20 protein-coding genes are annotated in these 26,330 nt (G+C 37.5%); 2 read left to right on the forward strand and 18 right to left on the reverse strand.

The features are described 5' to 3' along the window. Positions 1–222: 222 nt before the first annotated feature. Positions 223–1,281 carry a LacI family DNA-binding transcriptional regulator gene (locus COD92_RS06085; RefSeq protein WP_098528502.1) on the forward strand — a complete coding sequence of 353 codons (1,059 nt, stop codon included), beginning with the start codon at positions 223–225 and terminating at the stop codon, positions 1,279–1,281. A 353-nt stretch (positions 1,282–1,634) separates the two neighbouring features. Here COD92_RS06085 and COD92_RS06090 read toward each other — a convergent pair whose 3' ends face one another. From COD92_RS06090 to bioW, 6 genes are all read right to left on the reverse strand, one after another. After that, positions 1,635–2,843 (reverse strand): cytochrome P450, encoded by a 1,209-nt coding sequence (locus COD92_RS06090; RefSeq protein WP_255295246.1) that lies wholly within the window; start codon positions 2,841–2,843, stop codon positions 1,635–1,637. Between the two features lie 77 nt (positions 2,844–2,920). Further along, positions 2,921–3,928: a biotin synthase BioB gene (gene bioB, locus COD92_RS06095; protein WP_098995930.1), complete on the reverse strand. Its 1,008-nt coding sequence runs from the start codon at positions 3,926–3,928 to the stop codon at positions 2,921–2,923. Continuing rightward, positions 3,925–4,629 (reverse strand): dethiobiotin synthase, encoded by a 705-nt coding sequence (gene bioD / locus COD92_RS06100; RefSeq protein ID WP_098528500.1) that lies wholly within the window; start codon positions 4,627–4,629, stop codon positions 3,925–3,927. The genes bioB and bioD overlap by 4 nt, the downstream gene beginning before the upstream one ends. After that, positions 4,626–5,795 (reverse strand): 8-amino-7-oxononanoate synthase, encoded by a 1,170-nt coding sequence (gene bioF, locus COD92_RS06105; protein ID WP_098528499.1) that lies wholly within the window; start codon positions 5,793–5,795, stop codon positions 4,626–4,628. Before bioF ends, bioD begins: the two co-directional genes overlap by 4 nt. Then, on the reverse strand, positions 5,785–7,143 hold the full coding sequence (gene bioA, locus COD92_RS06110; protein ID WP_098528498.1) for an adenosylmethionine--8-amino-7-oxononanoate transaminase: 1,359 nt from the start codon (positions 7,141–7,143) through the stop codon (positions 5,785–5,787). Before bioA ends, bioF begins: the two co-directional genes overlap by 11 nt. Then, positions 7,124–7,909 carry a 6-carboxyhexanoate--CoA ligase gene (bioW, locus tag COD92_RS06115; RefSeq protein WP_098995931.1) on the reverse strand — a complete coding sequence of 262 codons (786 nt, stop codon included), beginning with the start codon at positions 7,907–7,909 and terminating at the stop codon, positions 7,124–7,126. The genes bioA and bioW overlap by 20 nt, the downstream gene beginning before the upstream one ends. A 571-nt stretch (positions 7,910–8,480) precedes the next feature. Between bioW and COD92_RS06120 the strand changes: the two genes are divergently transcribed. Further along, positions 8,481–8,660, forward strand: coding sequence for a helix-turn-helix domain-containing protein (locus COD92_RS06120; protein ID WP_098528496.1), 180 nt, complete (start codon positions 8,481–8,483; stop codon positions 8,658–8,660). Between the two features lie 268 nt (positions 8,661–8,928). Here the strand turns inward: COD92_RS06120 and COD92_RS06125 are convergent, their stop codons facing one another. The 12 genes from COD92_RS06125 to COD92_RS06180 form a co-directional block, all read right to left on the reverse strand. Further along, a complete protein-coding gene (locus COD92_RS06125; protein ID WP_098528495.1) occupies positions 8,929–9,201 on the reverse strand; it encodes an HU family DNA-binding protein in 273 nt (90 codons plus the stop codon). A gap of 367 nt (positions 9,202–9,568) precedes the next feature. Continuing rightward, positions 9,569–10,897, reverse strand: a complete 1,329-nt coding sequence (locus COD92_RS06130) for a glycoside hydrolase family 30 protein (protein ID WP_098995932.1) — start codon at positions 10,895–10,897, stop codon at positions 9,569–9,571. Between the two features lie 220 nt (positions 10,898–11,117). Further along, positions 11,118–13,427 carry a glycoside hydrolase family 3 C-terminal domain-containing protein gene (locus tag COD92_RS06135; RefSeq protein ID WP_098995933.1) on the reverse strand — a complete coding sequence of 770 codons (2,310 nt, stop codon included), beginning with the start codon at positions 13,425–13,427 and terminating at the stop codon, positions 11,118–11,120. A 221-nt stretch (positions 13,428–13,648) separates the two neighbouring features. Beyond that, on the reverse strand, positions 13,649–14,938 hold the full coding sequence (locus COD92_RS06140) for a prolyl oligopeptidase family serine peptidase (RefSeq protein ID WP_098995934.1): 1,290 nt from the start codon (positions 14,936–14,938) through the stop codon (positions 13,649–13,651). Positions 14,939–14,955: 17 nt separating this feature from the next. Further along, a complete protein-coding gene (locus COD92_RS06145) occupies positions 14,956–16,704 on the reverse strand; it encodes a DUF5605 domain-containing protein (protein WP_098995935.1) in 1,749 nt (582 codons plus the stop codon). A 123-nt stretch (positions 16,705–16,827) separates the two neighbouring features. After that, positions 16,828–17,475, reverse strand: a complete 648-nt coding sequence (locus COD92_RS06150) for a YesL family protein (RefSeq protein ID WP_098528490.1) — start codon at positions 17,473–17,475, stop codon at positions 16,828–16,830. A gap of 116 nt (positions 17,476–17,591) precedes the next feature. After that, positions 17,592–18,479: a carbohydrate ABC transporter permease gene (locus tag COD92_RS06155; protein ID WP_098528489.1), complete on the reverse strand. Its 888-nt coding sequence runs from the start codon at positions 18,477–18,479 to the stop codon at positions 17,592–17,594. An 18-nt stretch (positions 18,480–18,497) separates the two neighbouring features. Beyond that, positions 18,498–19,367, reverse strand: a complete 870-nt coding sequence (locus tag COD92_RS06160; protein WP_098528577.1) for an ABC transporter permease — start codon at positions 19,365–19,367, stop codon at positions 18,498–18,500. 362 nt (positions 19,368–19,729) lie between these two features. Continuing rightward, positions 19,730–21,214: an ABC transporter substrate-binding protein gene (locus COD92_RS06165; RefSeq protein WP_098995936.1), complete on the reverse strand. Its 1,485-nt coding sequence runs from the start codon at positions 21,212–21,214 to the stop codon at positions 19,730–19,732. A 128-nt stretch (positions 21,215–21,342) separates the two neighbouring features. Then, the gene (locus tag COD92_RS06170) at positions 21,343–22,962 is read right to left on the reverse strand and encodes a response regulator transcription factor (protein WP_176550391.1); all 1,620 of its coding nucleotides are present in this window, start codon (positions 22,960–22,962) and stop codon (positions 21,343–21,345) included. A 20-nt stretch (positions 22,963–22,982) separates the two neighbouring features. Further along, positions 22,983–24,707, reverse strand: coding sequence for a sensor histidine kinase (locus COD92_RS06175; protein ID WP_098528486.1), 1,725 nt, complete (start codon positions 24,705–24,707; stop codon positions 22,983–22,985). A gap of 455 nt (positions 24,708–25,162) precedes the next feature. Next, entirely contained in the window at positions 25,163–26,323 is a 1,161-nt protein-coding gene (locus COD92_RS06180; protein ID WP_098528485.1) for a serine hydrolase domain-containing protein, read from the reverse strand. Between the last annotated feature and the right edge of the window lie 7 nt (positions 26,324–26,330).

Here is a 26,330-nt window from a genome sequence, read left to right on the forward strand (position 1 = left end):
ATATAAATTTTAGTATTTTTATATGTTTATTCTTTGGTTACCTACTATATTGTCTAGAATTTCGTTTTATTTTAGATATTTTTAACTAAATAAAAACTAAATAAAAACTAAACAATAACTAAATATAAACTAAACCAACTTGTTTTATGCTATAATAAAATAAACAAAAAGGTTTAACTAACGAAATGAATTTTTATCACGTAGGCAGGTGTTTATAACTTTATGAAAATAGATGATATTGCTAAATTAGCTAATGTTTCAAAATCCGCTGTTTCTCTGGCGTTAAATGGAAAAAATGGTGTCAGCCAAAAAACACGTGAGAAGGTCTTGCGAATTGCTCAGGAACATGGATATATTCCACGCCCAATTATTAAAGCTGATCAATTTGTTCAGCTAAACACAAAACTGTTGAGATTTGTAGCAGTCACAAATGCAGGCATTGTAACAGAGCAATATGAATCACTCCCTTTTTTCACGGATTTAATACATAATCTTGACAAACAAATCGGAACCAGTGGTTATTCACTTATGGTTTCTTCAATTAACATAGATAACCTCCAAGATGAAATAACCAGACTCGAGCAAGAACAAAAGTCCGCCGGTATATTATTGTTAGGTACCAACTTAACACCGGAGCAAATTAACCTAGTTGCAAGTGTTCAGCCAAATATTGTTGTTTTGGATACTTGTTTCGAAACAATGGATGTCAGCTTTGTCGTCATGAACAACGTATATGGTGCATACCAGGCAGGACAATACTTAATGGAGTTAGGACACCAGCAAATTGGTTATGTAGGGTCAAATACGAGAATGTATAATTTTGATATGAGGAAAAAGGGTTTTTTACAAGCACTTAGTGAAAATGGGTTAATGATTGCCGAAACCAATTACTTTTCAGTATCCCCGACAGTGATTTCATCCCAGGATGTGTTTAAAGAGAAAATCAAAAACCGGTTAAACCAATTACCTTCAGCCTTATTTTGCGAAGCTGATTATATGGCCATTAGCGTTATAAAGTCGCTTACTGAATTAGGCGTCAGAGTTCCGGATGACGTATCTGTGATTGGTTTTGATAACATATTTGAATCCCAAGTGATAACGCCTGAATTAACGACAATCCATGTGAAAAAGGACCGGATTGCTTTACTTGCTGTTGAAAAACTTATTAAGCAGATTGAAAATAATGACACGGATAAAATTAAATTGTTTGTGGATACAGAACTCATTGAGAGGAAATCATGTGTAGTTTCCACACTAACGGAAAGAGAAATAAAAGCCTAAAAAAACCTTAGTTTGGTAACATGAACTATAACCCGAATAATGGACTCTTAAAAAAAATCCCTTATTCGGGTTTTTTGTGTCCCTTAGATTAAAAAAGACGACTTAAAATCCCCATTTTGGAATTTTAGAGTCGTCTTTTTTTGTGGTGATAAAAAGATTTTTGAAAAACCGAAGGTTTTTCAGTACCCTCCTTTAGCTGCTAGGGCCTTTTATAGGATCTTACTAAGGATATCAATGAATTTTTCATAATCATTACATTATGGCGGTAGGAACATATGAAAAAGCGGATGCATAGTTTGTGTCCTTTTTCTTTTACCGCTTGGATTCACCATTCCAAATATAAAATCTCTAACTCAGTCAAATATAATTTGCAGTTCGTTTAGCGATCTAAATCCAATCAGTTTTCTCCATTGCAAGTCAGAAGCCGCTAATTGAAGGTTGTCTTTCCAAACTAGGAATGATTTAATCGCAATTTGTGTTTCTAAACGTGCCAACGGGGCACCTAAACAAAAATGCGTGCCATATCCAAATGCAAGATGGGGATTCGGATTCCTCGTTATGTCGAATAAATGAGAATCATGGAATTTATTCTGATCTCGATTGGCAGCTCCCAATAAGATATATATTTGTTCCCCTTTTTTAATAGTTGTATGATGGATCTCAATATCCTCCGTAGCAATCCGAGCGGTCATCTGTGTTGGACTCTCATAGCGTAAACACTCCTCAATCGCTCCTTCAATCAGTAATGGTTTTTCCTTTAGCTCCATCAGTTGATTAGGATGTTTCAATAAGGTAAGGATCGAATTGCTAATAAGATTGACTGTTGTCTCATGACCGGCAATAACAAGTAAAATGCAGGTTGCCAATAATTCCTCATCTGTTAACCTGTCCCCTTGCTGTTCCTCTTTTATTAACAAACTGATAAGATCCTCTTCAGGGCTGTGTTTCCGTTTTTTAATTAGTTCATTAAAATAATCCCTTAAGATTATAGTAATTGCATTTCCATTATCTAACGCCTTTCTCGAACGGGTAAAATCAATGGTTTGAATTAAGCTTGCCGCCCATTCTCTAAATTGATATCGCTCTTCTTGAGGTACTCCTAATATTTTCGCGATAACGAGACTTGCTAAAGGAAACGCAAAATCGGAAACCACATCCATTGTTTTCTTATTTTGAAACTGTTGCAGTAAATCGTTTACCGTTTCTTGGATAAAAGGACGAAGATGTTCCACCATTCTAGGAGTAAATAGGTTACTAACCAGGAAACGCAACCGCTTATGGTCTGGTTGATTTTTAAAAAGCATCATGTCATTTTGGATGTTTTTGAGCTGCTCATATTTTTTCGATGTCTGGGGCAGCGGGGTGCGATTTTTAAATCGAGTATCTTTAAGAATGGTTATTGCTTCTTCATATCCTGTCACATACCATCCCGGATACTTTAACAGGTTTCCCCAATAGATTGGATGCATGGATCGAAGCTTTTCATAAAATGGATAAGGATTTTGAAAAAACTCAGTAGTAGTAAATGAAAGTGGTAATGTTTGATTTAAATCTGTTTTCATGTCAGCCCCCTTTAATATAATCACAATCATCTTACAGCGATCCATCACTCATATCTCTGTAAAACTTTTAAACTCTTTTATTTTTCTACTACTAAGTTAGCTTTCATTTCTTCTACTGATTCTACCTCAAATCCTAACTCACGTAACATCTTATAATCTTCAATTTCTTCTTGGCCAGCTGTTGTTAAATAATCGCCAACGAAAACCGAGTTGGCTGCGTATAGCCCTAACGGCTGTAAGGAACGAAGGTTGACCTCGCGTCCACCCGAGATTCGAATTTCCTTAGTTGGATTGATAAAGCGGAATAATGCTAGCACTTTTAAACAATAAAGTGGATTTAATTCTTTTACTCCTTGTAGTGGTGTACCGTCAATGGCATGTAAGAAATTAACTGGAATGGAATCCGCATCAAGAGCTTTTAAGCTGTTAGCCATATCCACTACATCCTGCTTCGTTTCCCTCATACCGACAATAACACCTGAACATGGCGACATACCAGATCCTTTTACCGTCTCAACCGTATTGACGCGATCATCATACGTATGTGATGTGGTAATGTTTGCATGGTTACTCTCGGATGTATTAATATTATGGTTATAACGGTCTACCCCGGCTTTTTTTAGGCGCTTCGCTTGTTCTGGTTTCAACAGCCCTAGACAAGCACAGATTTTTAATCCGTATGTTTCTTTTATTTCCTTTACTGCTTCCACCACGTGATCAATTTCTTTATTTGATGGCCCTCTGCCGCTGGCCACAATACAGTATGTCCCTACATTTAAATCATGGGCACGCTTTGCTCCTTTAAGGATTGTATCCTTATCAACCATTCTATACGTATTAATCGGTGCAGTTGAAATAGAAGATTGAGAACAATAACCGCAGTTTTCTGGACATAATCCCGATTTTGTATTCATAATCATATTCAGTTTTACCTTTTTGCCAAAAAAGCGCTTTCTAATTTGAAATGCCGCATGCATGAGCAACAATACTTCATCATCCGGACATTCTAAGATTGAAAAAGCCTCGTCATTTGTGACTTCCTTCCCTGTTAATACCTGTTCCGCAAGTTCCATCCATTTATTCATCTTCTTAGCTCCTTTTCGTTTAATAATAAAGTCATATCTACGTGTTCTTTTACCATATTTTTTATGTTTGCCATTGTTAAATCTTTCAGTTTAGGAGTAATTCCTAATATAGGGACACCACATAATTCATCAATTAATTTAGGGTTGGTTATTTCAGCAAGACTAGGATTCTCACTAATCCCATTCAGAATGATACCGGCAATCGTGAGCCCTAGACTTTTTGCGTACTGAACCGTTAGAAAAATATGATTCACCGTCCCGAGATTTGGCCGGGCTACAATCAAAACGGGCAGCTTTAATGCTTTTATTAAGTCACTTACTAAAAACTGTTCCCCTAGTGGGACCGAAATACCACCAGCCCCTTCGACAATGAAAAAACCGTGTTTTCCTTTAATCTTTTCCCAACGATCTAATACATCTTCAATCCCAACACTCTTCCCTTCGAGCTTTGCTGCAATGTATGGTGCAAGTGGTTCTTTAAATGGAAAAGGCGTGATTTCTTCGTAAGATAATGATGTTTCAGATAGTTGTTTTAAAAGACTTGTATCGCTTGCTGGATCCTCACGTGGAATACCGCTTAGAAATGGCTTAAACACTCCAACATCTATCTGTCTCTCTTTTAGCACTGCTGCTATTCCACTCGCTATGATGGTTTTTCCAACATCAGTATCTGTTCCTGTAACAAAAATTCCGTTTTTCAAATCAATTTCAGCTCCTTACCAATGCAATAAAAGCACTCTAACAAGTAATCAATTTCATTCGAAGAATGGTCAGAGGTGACGGTTAGGCGGATACGACTTTCCCCAACAGGAACCGTTGGCGGACGGATTGCAGGCGCAAAAATTCCATTTTCCTGGAGCTTTTCGGCAAAAATAACCGCCTCTGTTGGTTCTCCGATCATAATAGGAATAATCGGGGTATCGTCCCCCTTCACGTCAAAGCCCATTTCTACTAAACTCGTTTTTATTTTTTTTACATTTGAAACTAGCAGCTTGCGCTTTGTGTCACTTTCTTCAATTATTTCAAATGCTGCATAGGAGGCAGAGCAAATGGAGGGAGGCATTGCAGTTTGAAATATAAAGGTCCTCGAATGGTTGAGCAGAAAGTCAATTAGAACCCGAGAACCCGCAACAAACCCGCCCTCCGTGCCAACAGCTTTACTTAAGGTTCCGATAACCACATCAGGTTGCACACCGAAATGTTCGCTCGTGCCCCTTCCCTTTTCCCCTAAAACACCTGTTGCATGTGCATCATCGACAATTACGTAGGCATGATACCGTTTTGCAAGGGAGATAATCTGATCAAGAGGGGCGATTGTTCCGTCCATACTGAAAACACCATCTGTTACGATAAAACGCCGTATATAGTGAGATGTTTTTTTCAACTTTTCTTCAAGATGATCCATATCGATATGGTTATACACAACAGTTGAGGCTTTTGAAAGTCGGCAGCCATCGATAATACTTGCATGATTTAATTGGTCGCTTAAAATGAGATCCCCTTTTTCAGGTAGGGAAGATAACACACCAACATTTGCTAAAAAGCCGCTTGAAAAAAGTAAGGCAGCTTCCGTTTGCTTAAATTGAGCGATTTTTTCTTCCAGCCTTCGATGCCACTCTGTATGGCCAGTGGTTAATCTAGAGCCGCTGCTGCCTACTCCAAATTCATTCAGGATTGTTTCTGCGGCGTAAACCAACTGCCTGTCATTCGCCAAACCTAAATAATTATTGGAAGAAAAAACTAGATGTCTCTTACCGTCGATTAACATTTCTGGAAGAGGAGCCGTATTCATCGTTCGTAGTTTTCGATACAAACCAGCTGCTTTCGTTTGATCAATTCGCTTGCTCAACCATTCATCAAGCTCCAACACTTGTCACCTCATTTGTCACATCGATGATCGCTTCTTTCATAATCTCAACCATTTCTTTTAGTTCTTCCTTTGTGCTCACATGCGGCGGCATAAAGACGATGGTATCCCCCAATGGCCTTGTTAGCATACCTAGCTCTCTCATTTTCAGTGTAGCCTGATAGCCGATCCGTTTTTCTTTCGGTAAAGGCTCCTTCGTTTCCTTTGAAAAAACAAGCTCGATACCACACATAAACCCAAGCTGACGGATGTCGCCAACGTAAGGAAGCGATTTCAGCTCCTCAAGTAATTTATGGAGATACTTAGCCTTTTCGGCTACCTCTTCTACAAGGTTTTCTTTTTCAAATAAAAGTAAATTTTCAAGGGCCACTGCACACCCCAGCTGGTTTCCCGTATAGGAATGACCATGGAATAAGGTTTTTAGTTTATCGTAGTCATCATAAAAAGCTTGGTATATTTCCTCTGTTGTTAAGGTTGCCGCAATTGGTAAGTAGCCACCTGTAATTCCTTTCCCAACTGCCATTAAATCAGGCTGAACCCCTTCGTGTTCACAGGCAAACATCTTTCCTGTACGGCCAAATCCGGTTGCGACTTCATCGACAATCATTAAGACATCATATTTTGTACAAAGCTCACGGACACCTGCTAAAAATCCATCAGGCATCACAATCATTCCTCCAGCCCCCTGGACCATCGATTCTATTGAAAGCGCAGCGATTTCTTGTTGTTTTTCGATTAGCAGCTGTTCAAGTATATGTAAACATTCGTCCCGGCATATCGTTGGATCACCGCTCTTAGAATGATAGACAAATGGAATGGGAGCTTTATAGCTTTCAAACATGAGCGGTCCGTACACTTGATGGTAAAGATCAATCGAACCAACACTAACGGCGCCAATTGTATCGCCATGATAGCCATTATGCATTGCAATAAATTTTTGCTTCTCCGGTCTTCCAATATTCATCCAATATTGAAACGCCATCTTGAGCGCAATTTCCATCGCTTCCGCACCACTATCTGAATAAAAAACACGAGTCAGTTTTTCTGGACTAATTTCGATTAGTTTTTCTGCCAGCTCTGTTGCCGGGATATTAGTCATTCCTAAAAGAGTAGAGTGGGCTATTTTATCAAGCTGTTTCTTAATCGCTTCGTCCAATTCTTTTTTTCGGTGACCATGGACATTCAACCACAATGCAGAAAAACCATCGTAATATTCTTTGCCATCTGTGTCTTTCATTTTTATCCCTTGGCCGCTTTCTATGATGATCGGATTTTCATCGTAATCTTTCATTTGCGTGAACGGTAACCAAAGGTACTTTTTACTTTTTTCAATTAATTCGTGTGACATTTTCTTCCTCCCATTCAACGAATATTGGCTGTTTTTCTAAGTATTCTATGTATGCATGCAGATCGCTTAAGCCATCCACAAAGAAGATGCGGCAGCCACGTTCATCACCAAATTCTTTTAATCTCGTAATCCGCTGATAGCCAATTTTTTTACCGGCAACATATCCAGTAATATATTCAGGATCATCGGACCAGCATAATTCTGCGACTGTAGCTGGATGCTGACTTACCTTTGTTGCAAGAACAAGTGCCTCTTTCACCCTTAGACTTGGAGTTATTTTGTGGTGGTCCGACCATTTGTCAAAATTCGTGGTCAACCAGTCCATTCTCGAAACCCGTACTCCTTTTTCGTTTCGATTATCCATTCGTACACTAGATCGAATATCAAACAAAATGGCCCCTCTAAGCCCAGAATTTTCAGTAATTTGCTCAAATGCTTTTTCAATACATTTTCGGGGAACCCCTGCTATCTCTAATAGGTTCTGTGCGATTGAATGTCCTTCTTTTACAGATTCCACTTCATTTGTACCAATCGGTAATGGCTTTAATTTTGTTACAGGTTTATCTATTAATTCAAACTGAATCTGCAAAAAATCAGGGGTCCCTCTTGAATGCGTTAATGCCTTTTCGAGCAGGACATTAACAGCATTTTTCAAATTGTCGTAGGTAGAAATGAGTTCCCCACCGGAAATATGCTTGCCCCCCTGTTCATGGGCTCCATCCTCAGAAGCTCTCATTCTAACACTATAGAAGTCTTCCTTGCTCAAACACTCTCACCCTCCTAACCTTGGTATTTGTTTTAGCATCCTTATTAATTTGATTAGTGGATATCTTTTTAAAATCACATCTTTTGTCAGCTATCATTATGAACAAACTTTCTATCTAGTAGATCTTCCATAAAACAAAAGCCCCTCTTTTTCAACCATACCCTTCTAAATGTTAACCAAAATTAAAATTGGTTAACATTTTAAATGTTAAAATCCTCTACCCATTTTGTCAATAATTTTAATTTTAAACAATTTCCGACAAATCCCATCCTCCTTGATTGCTTTAACCGCTAACGAGTTACTTCTATGATATTTGTTCGTAAAAGTATAATAAAAGTTTTGAACGTTCATAAATTTTTTTTGTTTAACGAACGTTAATAATGACCTTTTTCGATCAAAAAATACCGTTCGAAAAACGAACAGGTAGCAGCGGTAGCCCTGCACATCAACTTGCTAAATACTCTCAAACATTTCTTTTCTAATTATGACAACATCCTTTAGGCCCAAAAAGAAAACAAAATCATTTTAGTTAAAGGTGGATAAGTTCGAATTGTATGTATAAATTAAAGGAATGCATAATCAGGTGTACAGAATACCTGCGATCGCAAAGAAGCTAGATATATCAAGAAATACAGTGTATAAGTACGTAAAGAAGACACTAGATGAAATGGTAGAGTGGACTGCGTCCACCATGACAAGAAGAAAGAAGTTCAACGAACATAAAGAATTAATTCTTCATTGGTTAAGATAATTTCCAGATATAACTGCTTCACAGGTACAGGATTGTTTAAAAGAGAAATTTCCACATACAAAGGTTAGAGAAAGTACAGTCAGGATTATTAAGAACCCTCCATGAAGAATATGGGATTCTAAAGAAATTCATAAGGGATTATGATTCTATTCCTGATCCACCAATGGGTTACAAATTCAAGTGGTAAAAGTGTACTTTTTTAACAAGAAAAAGGCTCTAAGGAATGATCCCTAGAACCTTTTCTGTATTTAATAAAAGATATTCGAACTTATTTAACGGCTTCCTTTAATTCCTTGCCTGGTTTAAAAGCTGGAATTTTAGAAGCGGGAATTTGAATTTCTTCCCCTGTTTGTGGGTTACGCCCCGTTCGAGCTGCACGTTCGCGAACTTCAAATGTTCCGAAACCGATTAACTGGATTTTTTCTTCCTTAGCAAGAGCATTAGAGATGGTTTCGAGCAACACATCCACAGCTTTTGTGGCATCTTTCTTTGCTAGTTCTGCTTGTGTTGCGACAGCATTTACTAATTCTGTCTTATTCATTATTCAAGCACCTCTTCTTTTTATTTTTTGATATTATGTAGAGATGACAGCATATCATATTTTCAATATATCTGTCACTTGATTATATTAGCTTAAAGATGGAGAAACTCCTGTTTTTTTCAATGATTGATTACTTTAGATAGGGCTTCTAAAGTAATCAGATGTGGGTTTTAATATAACTAACAGCCATTTGAAAATCCAGCTAAATATCCCCGTTTTTAAATACGATTTTTCGTATAGTTATTTTCAGTTCAGACAGTGTTTCCACACAATCACTGACAAGTTTATAAAAGTATTCTTTTCTAATACTACCTCCTGCATTGCATTTACAGCTGACATCTCTCGCATGAATACCGGAGTCAATGGGTTATTTTAGAACAATTGTATTAAAGGATTCAGGTTTTAAATCAAATTGATAGGCTTGGCCTTGGATTTCAAATACTAATTCCCGCTCTTTTTTAAGTGGATTGTTCACAATTAATGCAATGGAATTATCCGGATTTTGGAATGCAAGTGCATGAGCTGTTATATGACCTTTTGTTTCTAGTCTGACCGCTCCATTTTTCACAAAATGAGAATAATGCTTAACCACATAAAATTCGGGATTGTATTGGAAGCTTTTCGTTTCTGGATCCACAGTGATCATCGAATTTTGTTCCCAGCCCCAAGTGCTGCGGCCTTTTGGCTCTAGAACGGCATTCCAGTATACATATCCATTAGCCCCATTAACAAAATAATGACGGAAAAGGTTGCTGACGTATTGCGCATATTCCCATGTATTTTTGCCGTTTCCACATTCATTTTCTGTTTGTAAGTAACGTAATTCAGGGTAACTCTCAGCAGTCCTTTGGATAGCATGTTTTCCTGCCCATTGATAGCCGACACCCGAGATATACTTATAGGCTTCAGAGTCACTGAGAACAAGATCAGCATACACATCAAAATCAGATGTAGTATCCGTCATTAACTCCTGCCAAGGTTCTGGTGCATTGATCGTCCCCAGCCAAATTTCTGTATCTAGGTTGTGTTTTTCAAAAGCTGGTCCTAAATAATCACGGATAAATTCCTGTAATTGTTCCCCTGTCCACTTACAAGAAGGAAATTTTTGATCAGCCATTACTTCATTTTGAACATGAATTTGGTTGATTTTAATTCCTTCTTTTTCATAGGCTTGTACAAATCTCACGAAATAAAGTGCATAAGCCTCTAGCACTTTTTTCTCCCAGCGCAGTGTTCCATAGTTATAAGCCTTCGGAAATTTTAGCCATGTCGGCGGGCTCCATGGTGAAGCAAAAAATTTCATATCCGGGTTTCTTTTTTGTGCCTCACGAATGTATGGAATGAGGTATTTTTGATCCCGTTCAATCGAAAAATGCTCCATCTCATAGTCGTCATTGGTTTCATTATGACTATACCATTCCAAAGCATAATCACTTGCACCAATTGGCAGGCGGCAAAGGGTAAACTGACAGTCTCCATCGGTAGCAAATAAAGAATCGAGTACTTTTGTACGCTCTTCTTCAGACAAGTGATTAAGCGCATACATGCCAAGTTCATTAAAGCAGCTGCCAAAGCCCTCAACAACACGTCCTTTATTTGCTGTTATGATCAAATTGCTTTGTTTATCAGAGGTTTCGATAGGTTCCTTTGTTTGCCAATAAGAATCTCTTGTTGATTCAATCCAATTTATAGTCATTTATATTCATTCCTTTCAAATGCATTTTTTCATATGTAAACGTTTTATTACTTGTCAGTTTATATCGTATTATTTAAGATTTATGGTATTATCTACGGAAAAATAGTATTTATTTAAAGAGAATTGTTAAATTTATTAGTTTTTCACCTTAAAACATATAACAAGCCAAACTCCCGAATCCGTTTGGCTTGTTATAATCCCCTATTGATTTATAAGATGTTTAGTTTTCAATTGTTTGAGCCTGAGGCGCATTGTTTAATGTCTCATTCAGCTGATGGATAAGACTAGTAAGCATATCTTCCGTTAATTTTTCTGGATTAAATGCAGCCATGGCACGTAACGGCATAAATCTCATCATTGCCTGGAACATTTCAAAAGCATCTGAGTCTTCCGCCATATTAGCAAATGGGCTTCCTTCATTTGCTTTAGCAAGGGTTTCTTGAACAATTGGAGCAAGAACTGGATTGGCCATCAGGTCCCCTATTGTCGTGTTCCGATGGACTAGTTTATTAACCGTAACACTCGAGTTGACTTGTAATGTACCTTTTAAAATCATTTCTGCTGAAGACTTGCCGACAAGAACCTCGAACAACCCACTCTCAACATGCCAATCTTGAAGATCCACATTGTAATAAGCAAAAGCTCTTTTATCCAAGGTGAAACTTACTTTTTTCTCTTCGCCTGGTTGTAAATCAACCTTTACAAAGCCCTTTAATTCCTTTTCAGGTCGAATAACAGTACTTTCGACATCACGAACATAAAGCTGAACAATTTCCTTTCCAGCCCTCCCACCTGTATTTTTAACTGTAGCTGTCACTTCAACTGTTTCATTATCTAAAATGGATTCCTTGTTAATTAATAGATTGGAATATTCAAAGCTTGTATAACTCAGACCATAACCGAATGGAAATAACGGTTCAATCGCTTTGGCATCGTAATAGCGGTACCCTACAAAAAGCCCTTCCTTATATTCTACCTTGTCCCCTTCCCCTGGGAAGTTAAGATAGGAAGGATTATGACGCAGCTCTTTTGGGAATGTTTCAGCCAATTTTCCACTTGGATTCTCATCACCAAATAATAAATCGGCTATCGCACCTCCTAGCGCCTGACCTCCCAAGTATCCTTCAAGGAGGCCCTTTACTTTACCAAGCCAAGGCATTTCAACTGGTGCACCATTGCTTAAGACGACCACTATATTAGGCTGTACCTCTGCTACCGCTTCAATAAGAATGCGATGATTGTCAGGAATTCTTAAATGCTCTCTGTCATAACCTTCCGATTCATAACGATCTGGAAGACCAACAAATAAAACAGCAGCATCCGCATGGACCGCTTTTTCCTTTGCTTCTGAAATTAATTGATCATCCGTAAGATCATTTTTTAAATGATATCCTTTTGCATAAACTACGTTGGCATTTCCTGCAGTTTTTTCTATTTCCTCACAGATATTATCCAGCTTGGTCGGCTTGATATGGGAACTTCCGCCGCCCTGATACCTTGGGTTAACAGCAAACTCACCGATAACGGCAATGGTTCCGTCCTTTTTTAACGGAAGAATACGATCTTCATTTTTCAGTAAAACCATACTTTCCCTCGCAACTTCTCTAGCAAGCTGGTGATGTTCCTCTTTATCATAAACAGCGTTTTCTTTTTTGTTACCCACTGCCTTAAAGATAATTTTTAATAATCGTTCAACGGTTTTGTCCAGGGTTTGTTCCGAAAGTTTACCGCTCTTTACTGCTTCAACAATTTTTCTATCTCCTAATCCATTACTTGAAGGCATTTCTAAATCTAATCCGGCTTCTAATCCCTTTGCCCGTTCATTGACTGCACCCCAATCTGAAACGACAAACCCATCAAAGCCCCATTCATCCTTTAAAATATCGGTTAATAAGGTTTTATTTTCTGAAGCATATTCCCCATTTACTTTGTTATAGGAACACATAACAGTCCATGGTTCAGCTTTCTTAACGGCATTCTCAAAACTAGCAAGATATATTTCTCTTAACGTCCGTTCATCAACGATTGCATCCACCGACATTCGTCGATGTTCCTGATTGTTGGCAGCAAAATGTTTAAGTGATGTACCTACACCCTGGCTTTGAACACCTTTAATGTGGTTTGCCGCTAATTCCGAAGATAGATAGGGATCCTCGGAAAAATATTCAAAATTCCTGCCACATAATGGTGAACGCTTGATATTCGCACCAGGTCCAAGAAGAACAGCGACGTCCTCAGCCTGACACTCTTCACCTAAGGCAGCACCAACCTTATTAATTAGAGAACGATTCCATGTACTTGCAAGTCCAACAGCAGAGGGGAAACAGGTTGCTGGCACACTATCATAAATCCCCAGGTGATCAGCACTTTGCTGCTGTTTGCGCAGGCCATGCGGGCCATCTGTAACCATAATGGATGGTATGCCTAATCTTTCAATTCCTTTAAGCTGCCAGAAGTTTAGCCCGGAGCAAAGACTTGCCTTTTCTTCAATTGTCATTTGTTCAATTAATTTTTTAATATTTCTTTTCATTCAACAGTCCTCCTCATTACTATTTCATAGTCTATTGACGTACAAGAACTAGTTTTTTATTTAACTGCTCTAGTTTTTGTGAAGATGCTAATGGTGTGAACTTTTCAAAAATCTGTAGGAACATCCAGATTATTCCCTTCTTGCCCCCACAGAGCGGATTTTCCACATGAATGTTCTTAAATTACTAAATTTGTTTTAATAGCTTCACTTTACTGATAGGATCAACAATTCTGGACTGTTATTTGTTTTGACTGCAACGCCAACCATTGGAGTAGAGTTACCTCTGTTCCGTTTTCTTTTACCGGAGAACCATCGTAGTCCAGTACGCAATCGTCTTTTAGCATGTAGATCCAGGTGCCATGGCCGAAAAATTCAAAGGGGTTTCCTTCATCATCCTTAAAAATACCTGAGGTATCTACGACCTTATCAAAATATGATAAATGAACATTAGGAGCACCAGCTTTGAATAGACGCTCATATGTTGGAATCACAGTGATTTCAGGTTTTACTATTACATCATTTTTTGCATGTGTGAACCAGATAGGAGTATTCTTGATATCTTGAATATTTTGTTCCGTAATGACCTCGTCATAGAGAGCTTCGCATACAGGATATGCTGCTGCGAAGAAATCGGGGTAATCGATTATCATTCGCATGGTCATAAACCCCCCGTTAGAACAGCCACCGATATAGATACGATTCGTATCTATGTTTGAATGTAAATTAATAAACTCATCAATGAGCGCTTTTAGTGCCTTCACGTACATTGAATTTCCGCTCTTAGTGTACTCACCGCTGCCGTCATCCATCCACATGGTGGGTACTTGGGGAGCAAGGACATAAGCGCCCCCGAATATTCTTTGTACTTTTTCACTTGACAGGTTTACTACATTATTTCCGGTATAAGCGACCGTCGTGTCATATCCTCCTTCGCCTGCACCATGCAGCCAGATGATTAAGGGATGTTTATCTCTGCTTATATTTGGTGAAAAACAGCCAAAACTGAGGGGCATCTCAGCATATGATGACTCACTGTTTACCCAGCCTTTGACCTGCTCCATGTTACCGCCGCCGAAATGATCATAGACAAGTCCTGAAATGGAATCAGTATTGGTTTGTATTTCTTTCACCTGTGTTATGCGAAAATCGCAGAAAACATAGACATTATGTTCCTGCATAAACGCAATTTCCGAGTTCAAACGGTAGATCGCCTCACATTCAAGTTCCAGCGTGGCGTGACTGCCTATTTCGGTTTTGTTCCCTTCACTGTCTGATGTATACGCATTTGTCACACGACAATAGCCTTTTGACGGATAAAGTTCTACCGAATTCCAATCTTTTCTGAGTTGTATCACTTCGCCCGTTTTTTTACTTCGTCTCTCGACATAAACGTTGAATGTATCTTCAGATAGTGCCTCTGATTTAATAGATTGGGAAAGTGGAAGAATGATTTTGGTTATATAAGGGCCATAGTCAGTAACCTCTGTCACAGTCATGTAAGAACGATTCATTTTTACCTCTCCTTTTGTTATATTTTAGTCATCCTGACAGCCATATACTGTTTACCAGGAAGTTCTATTCTAAATTTCCCTTCATAAACATCTTCGAGTTCATTAATCGTCATATCCCAGGTATCAATTACGTCCACTTTATACTGAATGCCAGGTTTCATCCGGTACTCTCTGAAACTAGGTCGATTAAAGCCATAATAATATAAATAAAATTTGTCAGGAATTCCCGCAGAAGGTGCATCCCAAGCGGTCTCTAATGGATTCAATCCCTCTTGCGGCCCCTCTTCCATTATCCGCCTCAAGAAACCAATTCGCTTTGGACTGTCTCCATGTAACTGTCCACCTTTGGACCACCATAAAATATCTTCTGGATGGAGATACGTTTCGCCATGTCCAACATAACCACCTCTGACTGCACCTTCCCAAAACCTGCGTACCATTTCTTCCCCAGTGATATTTCCCCATCCTTGGTCAATATCTCCCTCATAGGCACATTCGTCGATCACGATTGGTTTATTCCACTGTTTTCTCCAGTCGTCCGTATTTTCCGATGTTTTATATACATCAATTCGTTGAACACTACAGTGTGTAATCCAAGGCCGTGAATAATCATAGAATCCCCAACAGTTATGAATAGAAATAAGGTGATGGTGAGGGTCATTTTCCGTTATAATCTGAGCGAATCGCTCCCAATCCTCTATTTCTTTAGCCCACATTAAGTCATATTCATTTGCTAATGACCACCAAAGATTGCGATAAGCTGAAAGACGAGCGGAGAGGTATCTCAAATAGCGATCATCTTCCGCCTTTTTCATTTCTGCAAATCCCCACCTGTCATAGGCGTGGTACAGGATCAGATCGGCTTCAATTCCTAGATTGCCAAGATCTGCGATCCTTTGTTCTAAGTGCTGAAAAAACTTTGGATTAAAACGTGTAAAGTCCCATCCTTCCTCAAGAGAACCTTCAAAAGGATAGAATAAAGGCTCATTAGAGTTAAATTGATAGGATTTAGGAAACACACACATTCGTATTTTATTAAATGGTGAAGCCTGTAATGTATTCAATGTTTGTTGAATTAATTTTTCCTCTTGGTGAACCCATGCATAACAAGTGGTTCCTACTGGAACGTATGGTGTTCCATCCTCATACGAAAAATGAAATGTATTTTTTACCCGGACAGGACCATGGTTTTCCTTAGAGGGACTTTCACAAGTAAACTCACCTTCAATACCGGTCAGTGACCGTGCATTGCTCGTTGTTTTAAATGTCCAGCTTCCTTCAATACCCGGCATAAATCTGATCCGATAGATACCCTCCCCGTCATAGAATCCAAGAGTCTTATAGCGTTTCTCTCCATTACAGATAAATTCTGCTTCCAAAGTGACGTCTGTAAAAGGGTTGCCGTGAGCTGGGCCATGAAGTTCCACCTCAAATACGGACCATTTCTCTACTTCTTTAGGTATAGACACTTTGGCCGATCCCAAAATTGCTGACTCAGATTCATAATTAGACGCCGGTGCAAAGTAACCAGTCTCTTCTTCTAACTCTTCTATAGCAGCCAACTCTGAATACAGTTTTTCTTCAATATCCTTTTGACGTAAAGACTCAGGCAGCCGCGAAATTAGTTGTTCCAACGTATTTAATTTAACAAACATAATCGGGAATTCAGTAGGTTCCAATAATTGTGGCACATATTTTAGCAAAACTGCTTTGGCATTTTTATTTGCCAGGATCTTACCCATTTTCATTTTTGGTGAATAACTCATTTCAAGTGTTATCCCCTTTCTCTAAGAGATTTTTAGACTTTATTAGGAAAAGATATGTAAAATATGCTTATTAATATAAAAGAGAACTATCTCTTCAGCTCTCTTTTATTGTCTCTCATGGAATTAATACGCTTCTGTTCTGGTCTTTTTTTCCGAGAAGTCCGCGGCTTTATTCATTTTTACAAAAACATAATTACTTAGCCACATAAGTAAAAATGCTATAATACTACCGCTAAAAAACGGGAGGACTCCGGGTATTTTAATAAAGATGAAACAGAGGAACCCAGTCAAAGTAGCCATACTAAAGGTTGGGATTGGATTTATGGTCATTAAAACAAATGAATTTTTAATTCCCTCTTTCAAGCGAACATCAAAATGAACCAACACCGGAAAAATATATAATAGAGTAAGTAAAAATAAGATTATGATAATAACATTGGGGACATAAAGTAATTTGAATGTCGGTACCGTGGTTGCCTCGACTATTCTTATGTTTGAGTACATGAAAAAACAAGATAGGCCGATTATGAGTCCTAATAGGTTCCCTTTAACAAATTCTTTTTTATAAGTGAACCAAAACGTTTTAAATACTGGAATATCAGTCTGCTTCAATACCCATTTACGTACCACCGTGAACATAGCCAGTGTGGCCGGAAAAAAACCAAAAACAACAAAACCAAGCAAGGTAAATGAAATCCAAAGAACATTCACATAAGCAAACCTTAGGATCCACTCCGAAATACTATAAAATCCCCGCATAAAACCTATCATTTAACATTTCCCCCTTGCCTGTTTCTCCTGTTTTTGATTCCTTATCTCGATACCGTGATAATACTGGAGGACTATCGATATTCAACCAGCCCTCCATTTTTTATAGAGTGATATACTTATCCTTTAACTGAGCCTAAAGCAATTCCTTTTACCAAGTACTTTTGGAAAAATGGATAAGCGATGAGTATCGGCAGGATACCGATTACCGCAATCGCCATCCTTACAGCTGTAGTAGGAACTTGTGCAGCCGCCGTACTTGTGTTAGAACCTAAATTGCTTGTCGCTAAGAATTGAATATCCGACAACATCCTGTTCAAGATGTTTTGAATACTAAATAATGAAGGTTCTGTAATATAGACAAGTCCGTTGAACCAGTCATTCCAATAAATAATGGTTTGTAGTAGGCCAATTGTAGCCAGGATTGGGAGGGAAAGCGGCAGAATGATCGAAAAGAATGTTCTAAATTCACCTGCACCATCCATCCGTGCTGATTCGATTACTGGCTCCGGTATCGAAGTCATAAAGAATGTTCTCATTAATAAAACGTTAAATCCGTTCATGAGTAACCCTGGAACGATTAATGCCCAGATTGTATTTTTGATATCGAACACCTGCGTATAGACAAGATACGTTGGAACAAGTCCGCCGTTAAACAATAGGGTAAAGAAAACGATGAAAGCAAACACATTTTTGAAAGGTAAATCACGTCGTGAAAGACCGTAAGCCAAAAACGATGTCATTACCAAACTTACAAAAGTTCCAAATACCGTTACAAATACCGTAATACCATAAGCCCGTAAAATACTTGAAGAATTAGCGAATAGATAATCATAGGCCGCAAAACTTACTTCCTTCGGGATAAAGGAATACCCTTCCTTCAGAATGGATGCTTCATCACTCAGGGAAGAAGACAAAAGAATGATAAAAGGTATGATGCTGCCTGCCGCAAGTATAATTAAAACGATATGTGATACCCATTGTGTAATTCGATCAGATTTATACATCCTTTTCCACCTCCAATTTTAAAATAATGCATTGTCTTTACTTTTTCTACGAACGAGATAATTCGATAATAATACAAGTACAAATCCGACAATGGACTGATACAAACCGGCTGCGGCCGACATACCGATATCCCCAAGCTGCATTAAACCCCGATACACATACGTATCAATAACATTGGTGGTATCATAGATAGCACCTGAATTCATTGGTACTTGATAGAACAGTCCGAAATCGGAGTAGAAAATGCGGCCGATTGCCAATAAAGTCATCATAATAATAACTGGCATAATGGAAGGAATCGTAATGTGAATAATTTGATGCCATTTATTCGCTCCATCTAAAGTGGCTGCTTCATAATATTCTTGGTCAATCCCGATAATAGCGGCTAGGTAAATAACACATAAGAACCCTACGCCCTTCCACATATGGATAAAGGTTAAAATATATGGCCAGTATTTGGCTTCGTTATACCAAGAGATACCATCCAGACCCAGCATTGGTAAAATGGTTTTATTCAAATAACCAACATCTTCACTAAGGAAGGCAAAACCCAAATAGCTGACGATAACCATTGAGATTAGGAATGGCAAAAGAATGACACTCTGATAAAAGCTTTTTGCCAACTTATTTTTTATTTCATTTAGCATAATCGCCACAGCTATCGCAATTGCGGTATTTATGATAATAAAGCCGCCATTATAAAGAATGGTATTGCGAGTAATGACAAACGCATCTCGTGTGCTAAACAAGTATTCAAAGTTTTTAAAACCAATCCAATCACTGGCAAAGATCCCTTTAGCATAGTTAATATCTTTAAAAGCAATGATAAGACCAAACATTGGCAAATAATTATTGATCAATAAGTAAACCAATCCAGGTACCATCATGATAAAAAGTGGTAAAGCCCTTTTTAATCTTATCCGCCTGGCATTTACCTTTTTCGCAGGAACCGCTTGGACCCCTGCTTCTAATTCCCTTACTGTCACTTCTGACATCCCTATTCCCCCTTCGTTACGTGAAAATGTTTGCGCTTACAAAGAACTATCATTCCAACTTATAATTTTATTTTATAAGACTAGAAACTCTGAAACTATCCAAAATACGACTTCTTATTTTTGTTTATCCGACTTTTCAGAATATATTTTCAATACTTGGTTCTGGAATAGGTGGAAGCAGAAGAACCGTCCCCATGCTTCTATGCTTCTATAAAAAAAGAGAACTAGATCCACTAGCTCTCTTTCTCTGTTCCTTATTGCTTTTTCTTCCAAGCTTCGAATTGCTTTTTCTTTTCAGAAATTATTTTATCTAGACCTGCTGCTTTAAGCTTTTTATTAAACTCTGGTAAGCTCTTCTCTGGGTCCAAAGTGCCCGATTCAATCCCTAATTTATACTGATTAATTACGTTTGTTGAAGCGGCCATTTCTGTTTTCACTGGATCTGGGTTAAATGTAAAACCAAACGCAGGAGAGAAAATTGCAGAATTATTATGTTTTTCCATAACTTCCCAGTAATTTGCAGAATTTCCTTCCCAAGGGTAGGTTAGGAAATTATTCCCAATCTGCCATTGACCAAACACATATTTGGATTCCTTGACATTATCAGGCAATTTAATAGTACCATCAGATTTGACTTGATAATGCTTCCCTTCGATACCATTATCTAATAAATTCATAATATCTTTATCGGTATAGAGTAAATTAATTAATTCCATTGCCTTCTCCGGATTTTGGCTGTTTCGAGCAATGGACATATTAAAGCCTGTTGCTGCATCCGTATATGAATACACATCCGTCAATTTAACAGATACCATATCATATCCTGTGATTCCTTTTTCCTGAACATCAAAACCTGGTTTCATGTGATTAAAATATCCAAACCCTTTGCCTGCCTTAACAATATTAGCAGCGACGTCTTGTGAGGTAGCTGAATTCTTAATAATATAGCCAGCCTGGAACCACTTTCTTGCTAACTTGACAGCATCAACATATTCTGGTTCTTCAAACATATTGACGATTTTTTTATCTTTAAAGGATACTACTCCAAGGTTGTCCCCTAGAATATCAAACTTACCACCTGCAATAATAGAAGCAACCGATATGCGTCCTGTGTTTACAACCGGAGTTAAAGTTGGTTCTTTTTCTTTAACGATTTTAAAAACATTCTCCAAATCAGCAAATGTTTTGACTTGAGAAAGATCGATTTTATATTTATCGACAATATCCTTTCTCATGATAAATCCATAATAGGAACCCCAATCACGCATGCTTGGAATACCATACATTTTACCATTCACCTTGTTACCTTCTAAAAGACGTTTAGGTACGACTTCCAAAATTCCCTTGCCATGTGTTTTAACCAAATCATCTAATGCAAGAAGCTGGCCTTTTGTGGCCTGTGTGCTATAGCCTAAATTGGCTCCGGTCACGACCAAATCTAGTTTGTCATTCCCTGTAAGCATTAAGTTCGTTTGCTGTTGGTAATTCGCCACATTAATTGGTACTAATTTTACAGTGGCATTAATCTTCTTTTTAACGATTTTATTTATTTCATCCTGTACTAATGGCAGATCTTCCATCTCTGTAAAGGTTAAGTATGCCATATTAATTTGATAAGGCTGGCCCTTTGAGCCTGATCCTTCACTAGTACTACTTTCCTTCGAGCTGCAGCCAGCTAAAACTAAAGCAGCAGACATGACGAACAGTAAAAAACGTGTGAATCTCTTAAACTGCTTCATCCTTTTTTCCCCCTTATTATCTAGGTGATTTCATGTTAACCTTATTTGAAACCGTTATCATGAATCTATTTTTAGTATAGAGGATGGGATAAAAAAACACTTACTAAAAATACGACTTTTCATTTTTGTTATAACGACTTTTCTGAAAATATCGACTTTTTCCGATATTCCATCGGATTTAATTTTGTTGACCTCTTGAAAATAGTAGAAAAATAGGAGAAATTTGAATATCCCGCAGATAATGCTACTTCACTTACAGGCAAATTTGTTTCTATTAATAGTTTTTTAGCGTATTCAATCCGCTGCAGCTGTAGGTAGTCAGATATGGACAACCCTGTTTGTTTTTTAAATAATCTTGTTAAATAGTCCGGATTCAGATAAACAAAATTGGCAATATCTTCACGAGTTAACCTTTGTTCACCAAGATGATCATGAATATATTTTTTCACTATATCCACCACTGATCCTTTTTCTTGAGGCAAATGAAGCTGGTCCATGGCTACATCTGCTATATAAATGACCCAATTATGGAGTGAGTTTAAAGATTTCAATACTCTTTTTGGCTTTTCAGTTAGCAGATTTTGAGAATAAACTTTATTGGCTTGAATTCCTTTTACCTGAAGAACATAAAAGACTAATTGCAAAAAATCTTGATAAAATAAATGCAATGATTGGGCGATTATATTTTCATCTGACTTTTTCCAATTGGTAAAATAATGATTAATAGCATCTAAAAATTTTTCTTTTGGGCCACTCTTCATTAAACTTGTCCAATCAGCAGTAGGAAGCAATGGTGAAGACCCCAAACCTTTTTTATTTTTGTAACAGACCATTGTTTTATTACTTTCGGTAACATTATTTCGATCAAATTCCTGCAGGATTTGGACCATTCCGACTAATTCCTCAATAGGAACCTGATTACCTATGTAGCCGCAAAGATCACATAAAAAAAACTGAGCAAATTCCAAAATAAACTGGTTACAATTTTCCTTAAACTCTTTTAAATTGATGGGGGTTTCCAAAGCAATAATCATTAAGACATAACCAACTTCTAAATTAAGGACATACCCATCCATATTATTTTTTTCGATAATCTCAGCAAGAGCTTTATTCAAAGCATATTCGCTCACCTTTTCTTCATGTACCGACAGAATCTCTTTCCATTCTTGAACATGAAATAAAATAGGCAGAAAAGTATTCAGATCTGTATAAGATAAATGATAACACTTCATTTGTTTTTCAATTGTTTCTTTTGCTGCGGGGAAAGCTTGATGAATAAGATCTAACCAGAACCGTTCTTGCATAACGGAATGGTGAGACTTTTTTAATCGAAGATAAGATTCCTCTACCATTTTTGCTTCTCGATCTTTTTTGATCTTTTCCAATGCATCATGAATCACATCTTCCAGTTCTTGATAGTCCACTGGTTTAAGTAAATAGTTAAAACTTTTCAATTGCAAGGCTTGTTTCGCATAGAAAAAGTCTGAATGGCAGGTTAAAAAAATAGCTTCCGTTTCAGAGTAGTGTTCACGAACCCACTTTAATAACTCCAGGCCGGAGCCTTTAGGCATTTCAATATCACATAATAACAAATCAACCTTTTGATTTAAAAACACTTCTTGGGCTTGTCTTAAGTTATTAGCGGTATAAACTGATGTGATATGATGCTTTTCCCAATTAACACCCGCTTGTACACCTCGAATGGAATGAATTTCATCATCAACGATAAGTACATGAAATTGACTCATAACCATGCCACCTTTTTATCTTAGATTAATTCGTTAGGAATTCGTATCTGGACTGTTGCTCCCCTGCCCAGTTCATTGAAAAATAATATGGTTGCCTTTTCTTGATATAACAAGCTCAATCTTTGTTTAATATTCCAAATACCCATTCGCTCCCCTTCCTCATTTGTCAATGATTTTTCTTCTCTTAAACTGCATAAAACATCCTCTGGGAAACCTTCTCCTGTATCCTGAATTTTAATGTTCAAATACTCAGGGTCATCGTCTTTCATTACCACTATTAAAATATCAAGAGGATCATCAAGATTAAAGGCATGTTTAATTGAATTTTCGACAATTGTTTGTATGACAAGTGGAGGAATCTTGCATTTTAAAAATTCTGACGGTGATACAATATCATATTTAAAGGATTCAGGAAAACGAAGCTGTTGAATTTTCAAATAATTATCCGTATGCTTTAGTTCATCTTCTAATTTAACAAAATAGGAATTACTGCGACACATAAACCGAAAGTAATTAGCCAGACATTTAGCCATCTCTTGAATGACTGCAAAATCCTTTACTGTCGCCAAATTATAAATAATATTTAATGAATTAAGGAAAAAGTGCGGGTTGATCTGCAGCTGCAAATGCTTTAATTCTGCTTTTTGCAAATTTAATTTTTCTTCATACACATTTATTTTTAGATCCTTAATCTCAGAGACCATATGGTTGAAGGTTCCATTCATCACCCGAAACTCAGTCGAATTCCGATTGGCAGGAAGACGAATATCCAAATCTCCTTTTCTCAGCTTCTTCATGGCGGAGACAATTCGATTGATAGGTTGTAGAAAAACTTTTCTCATAATAAAGATAAAAAATAGTAGAAACAATACTGCTAATATAGTTATTAACGACGAAATTCTTTGTAAAAATGGAAGTTTCTCTAGGATTTCTTTCTCAGGAATCAATGCTGCGAGATAAAAATTAGCTTGTGATGATTTTTTCTTCATTAATACAAACCGATCATTTTCCCCAGTTATGATATACTTTTTCTGTTTAATCGTTAAATCTATTTTTTCCTTCTTAATAAAGGTCTTATTAGTAATGGGTTCAAAGCTGGAAGTTGCCAGCAAGGCTCTTCCTGTATCTCCAAAATCAATATATTTAAACGGTGTAATAAGTTTGTCCATATTCACCCAGGCGCCAACATATACTCCATCAACGTTATAATATTGAATCAAGTAATAATCTTTTGCCCCTTTCCAGATATTCCATCTGCCTTCTCTAAGCTCCTCTGGATGTTTCTCGAGTAACTGATAAATTTCATCTCTTGCTTTATATCGAGCAAAATAATTATCTGAAGAATTTTGTGTAAATAATAGATCCTTATAAGCCTCCGAATAGATAAAAATTGAATCGATTGAAGTGTATAAGTAAGACTGATTGGTAATCGAATTAAATAAACGTATTTTTGCTTCCTCATAATCATTGGGATCTAGGGTGTCATTATATTGAAGGAAATATAAATCGGTATTATTCTGCGTGATTTGAAAAATATATTTTCCGACACCTTCCAACCCTTTGTCGATTTGGTCCATATAAATATTCAGCATATTTTTGTTCGACTGGGCTACCTGACTCCTTATCACTTCTACCGCATAATAGTTATTTACAATGTGAACAACGATTAGTGGTCCAATAATTAAAAACACACTTAAAAAGAGTTTAAACAGTAACGAGTTAATAATAGGCTTTATCGTCCGCATAGGTAGCCCTCCTGATGTAATCCCTTACAAACTACTAAATCATATTATACATGATTTATTTTTGAAATTATGAAAAAACTTTAAATAAATTGTCATCAAATTCATTCAAAAGTCCTATATTAATTACCCCCTAGGCGCTTTTTTCTCATGCTCGGTCGTCAATAACGCCCATTGACTACCTTCGGCGCTCTTTTTTCTCTTGCTCGGTCGTCAATAGCGTCCATTAACTACCCTCAGCTCTCTTTTTTCTTTTGCTCGGTCGTCAATAGCGTCCATTAACTACCCTCAGCTCTCTTTTTTCTTTTGCTCGGTCGTTAATAGCGTCCATGGACTACCCTCAGCTCTCTTTTTTCTTTTGCTCGGTCGTCAATAGCGTCGTATACTTAAAACCTACTAGTAAAGCAAAAAGCCTTGAGCATTCACTCAAGACTTGTGTAAAGTATTATTTTATTGACTTATAATGATCCATAAATAACAGACCGTAATCTTGGCTGTTGATAATCCTCAAGGTTTGGCAACATCTGCTGCATATAAACTGCTGAAAGTTTTTCTTTAGGACAAATAGTTACCCATGTTCCTGACATCCCGTTCCAGCCAAATTCACCAACAGGACTGTTGCTTCCAGACGTTGGTGGATCTATCATAACCTGCACTCCAAGACCATAGCCATAACCTGCTAAACGATCCCAATTGAAATCCGAAGAGTTCTGTGAGTTTAAATGATTAGTTGACATTAGTTGGATTGTATTCCTTCCTATAATTCGATTACCATTCAATTCCCCTCCACTGGCTAACATATGGGCAAATTGACTATAATCACCTAGAGTAGAGAATAGTCCTCCTCCTCCACTTTCAAAACGTGTATCAACTTTCGGAAACATATCTAAGCTTTTAATTAGCTTACCTTCTTCATTTCGAATATAAAAGCTGGCTAGATAATCTTTTTTCTCTTCGGGCAGATTAAAAAATGTATTCTTCATTGATAGAGGCTGAAAGATTTCTTCTTTTAGAAATTGACCAAGAGTCTTTCCGGATATGACCTCAATTAAAGCGCCTAAAACATCGTGACTATATCCATACTTCCAGGCAGTCCCGGGATCAAATGCAATCGGAATAGTACTTAGTGCTTTAGAAAGGGCTCGAATATAGGTTTCTTTCGTGAAATCCCCTTGGCTATTTAATTGTTCTTCTACTTCCTTTACCCGGCTTTCCTGTTCCGTCGTTCCCCAGCTATAACTCAGCCCTGATGTCATTGTGAACAGATCCTTGACCCTAATTTGCCTCGACGCAGGCAAAATTTCCTGTTCTCCTTCTTTACTGATCCGAAAGACCTGAGGACTTTTAAATTCGGGCAAATATTCCTCAAGTGGATCATTCAGTAAAAACTTTCCTCGTTCGTATAAAGTTAAAGCTGCAGTACATGTAACGATTTTTGACATAGAGTGGATTCGAAAAATCGTATCAGATCTAATTGGTTTTTGCGTTTCCAAATCCGCATAGCCGATGTACTCTTCAAATACCTTTTCACCATCGTGGATTACAGCACAAGAACAGCCTACAGGACCCTTCTCTACAAAACTTTTCAATAATGGTTGTAAGTTTTGAAATGACAACATCTATCTT

This window comes from Bacillus sp. AFS037270, assembly GCF_002585305.1.

Coding starts and splice junctions, on each gene's coding strand:
- COD92_RS06085 (WP_098528502.1), top strand. CDS start 223: ATGAAAATAGATGATATTGCTAAATTAGCTAATGTTTCAAAATCCGCT.
- COD92_RS06160 (WP_098528577.1), bottom strand. CDS start 19,367: ATGATGGTACCTGGATTGGTTTACTTATTGATCAATAATTATTTGCCA.
- COD92_RS06150 (WP_098528490.1), bottom strand. CDS start 17,475: ATGATAGGTTTTATGCGGGGATTTTATAGTATTTCGGAGTGGATCCTA.
- COD92_RS06140 (WP_098995934.1), bottom strand. CDS start 14,938: ATGAATCGTTCTTACATGACTGTGACAGAGGTTACTGACTATGGCCCT.
- COD92_RS06155 (WP_098528489.1), bottom strand. CDS start 18,479: ATGTATAAATCTGATCGAATTACACAATGGGTATCACATATCGTTTTA.
- COD92_RS06135 (WP_098995933.1), bottom strand. CDS start 13,427: ATGAAAAGAAATATTAAAAAATTAATTGAACAAATGACAATTGAAGAA.
- COD92_RS06180 (WP_098528485.1), bottom strand. CDS start 26,323: ATGTTGTCATTTCAAAACTTACAACCATTATTGAAAAGTTTTGTAGAG.
- COD92_RS06170 (WP_176550391.1), bottom strand. CDS start 22,962: ATGAGTCAATTTCATGTACTTATCGTTGATGATGAAATTCATTCCATT.
- bioA (WP_098528498.1), bottom strand. CDS start 7,143: ATGTCACACGAATTAATTGAAAAAAGTAAAAAGTACCTTTGGTTACCG.
- COD92_RS06125 (WP_098528495.1), bottom strand. CDS start 9,201: ATGAATAAGACAGAATTAGTAAATGCTGTCGCAACACAAGCAGAACTA.
- COD92_RS06090 (WP_255295246.1), bottom strand. CDS start 2,843: ATGAAAACAGATTTAAATCAAACATTACCACTTTCATTTACTACTACT.
- COD92_RS06165 (WP_098995936.1), bottom strand. CDS start 21,214: ATGAAGCAGTTTAAGAGATTCACACGTTTTTTACTGTTCGTCATGTCT.
- COD92_RS06175 (WP_098528486.1), bottom strand. CDS start 24,707: ATGCGGACGATAAAGCCTATTATTAACTCGTTACTGTTTAAACTCTTT.
- COD92_RS06130 (WP_098995932.1), bottom strand. CDS start 10,897: ATGACTATAAATTGGATTGAATCAACAAGAGATTCTTATTGGCAAACA.
- COD92_RS06145 (WP_098995935.1), bottom strand. CDS start 16,704: ATGAGTTATTCACCAAAAATGAAAATGGGTAAGATCCTGGCAAATAAA.
- COD92_RS06120 (WP_098528496.1), top strand. CDS start 8,481: ATGCATAATCAGGTGTACAGAATACCTGCGATCGCAAAGAAGCTAGAT.
- bioB (WP_098995930.1), bottom strand. CDS start 3,928: ATGAATAAATGGATGGAACTTGCGGAACAGGTATTAACAGGGAAGGAA.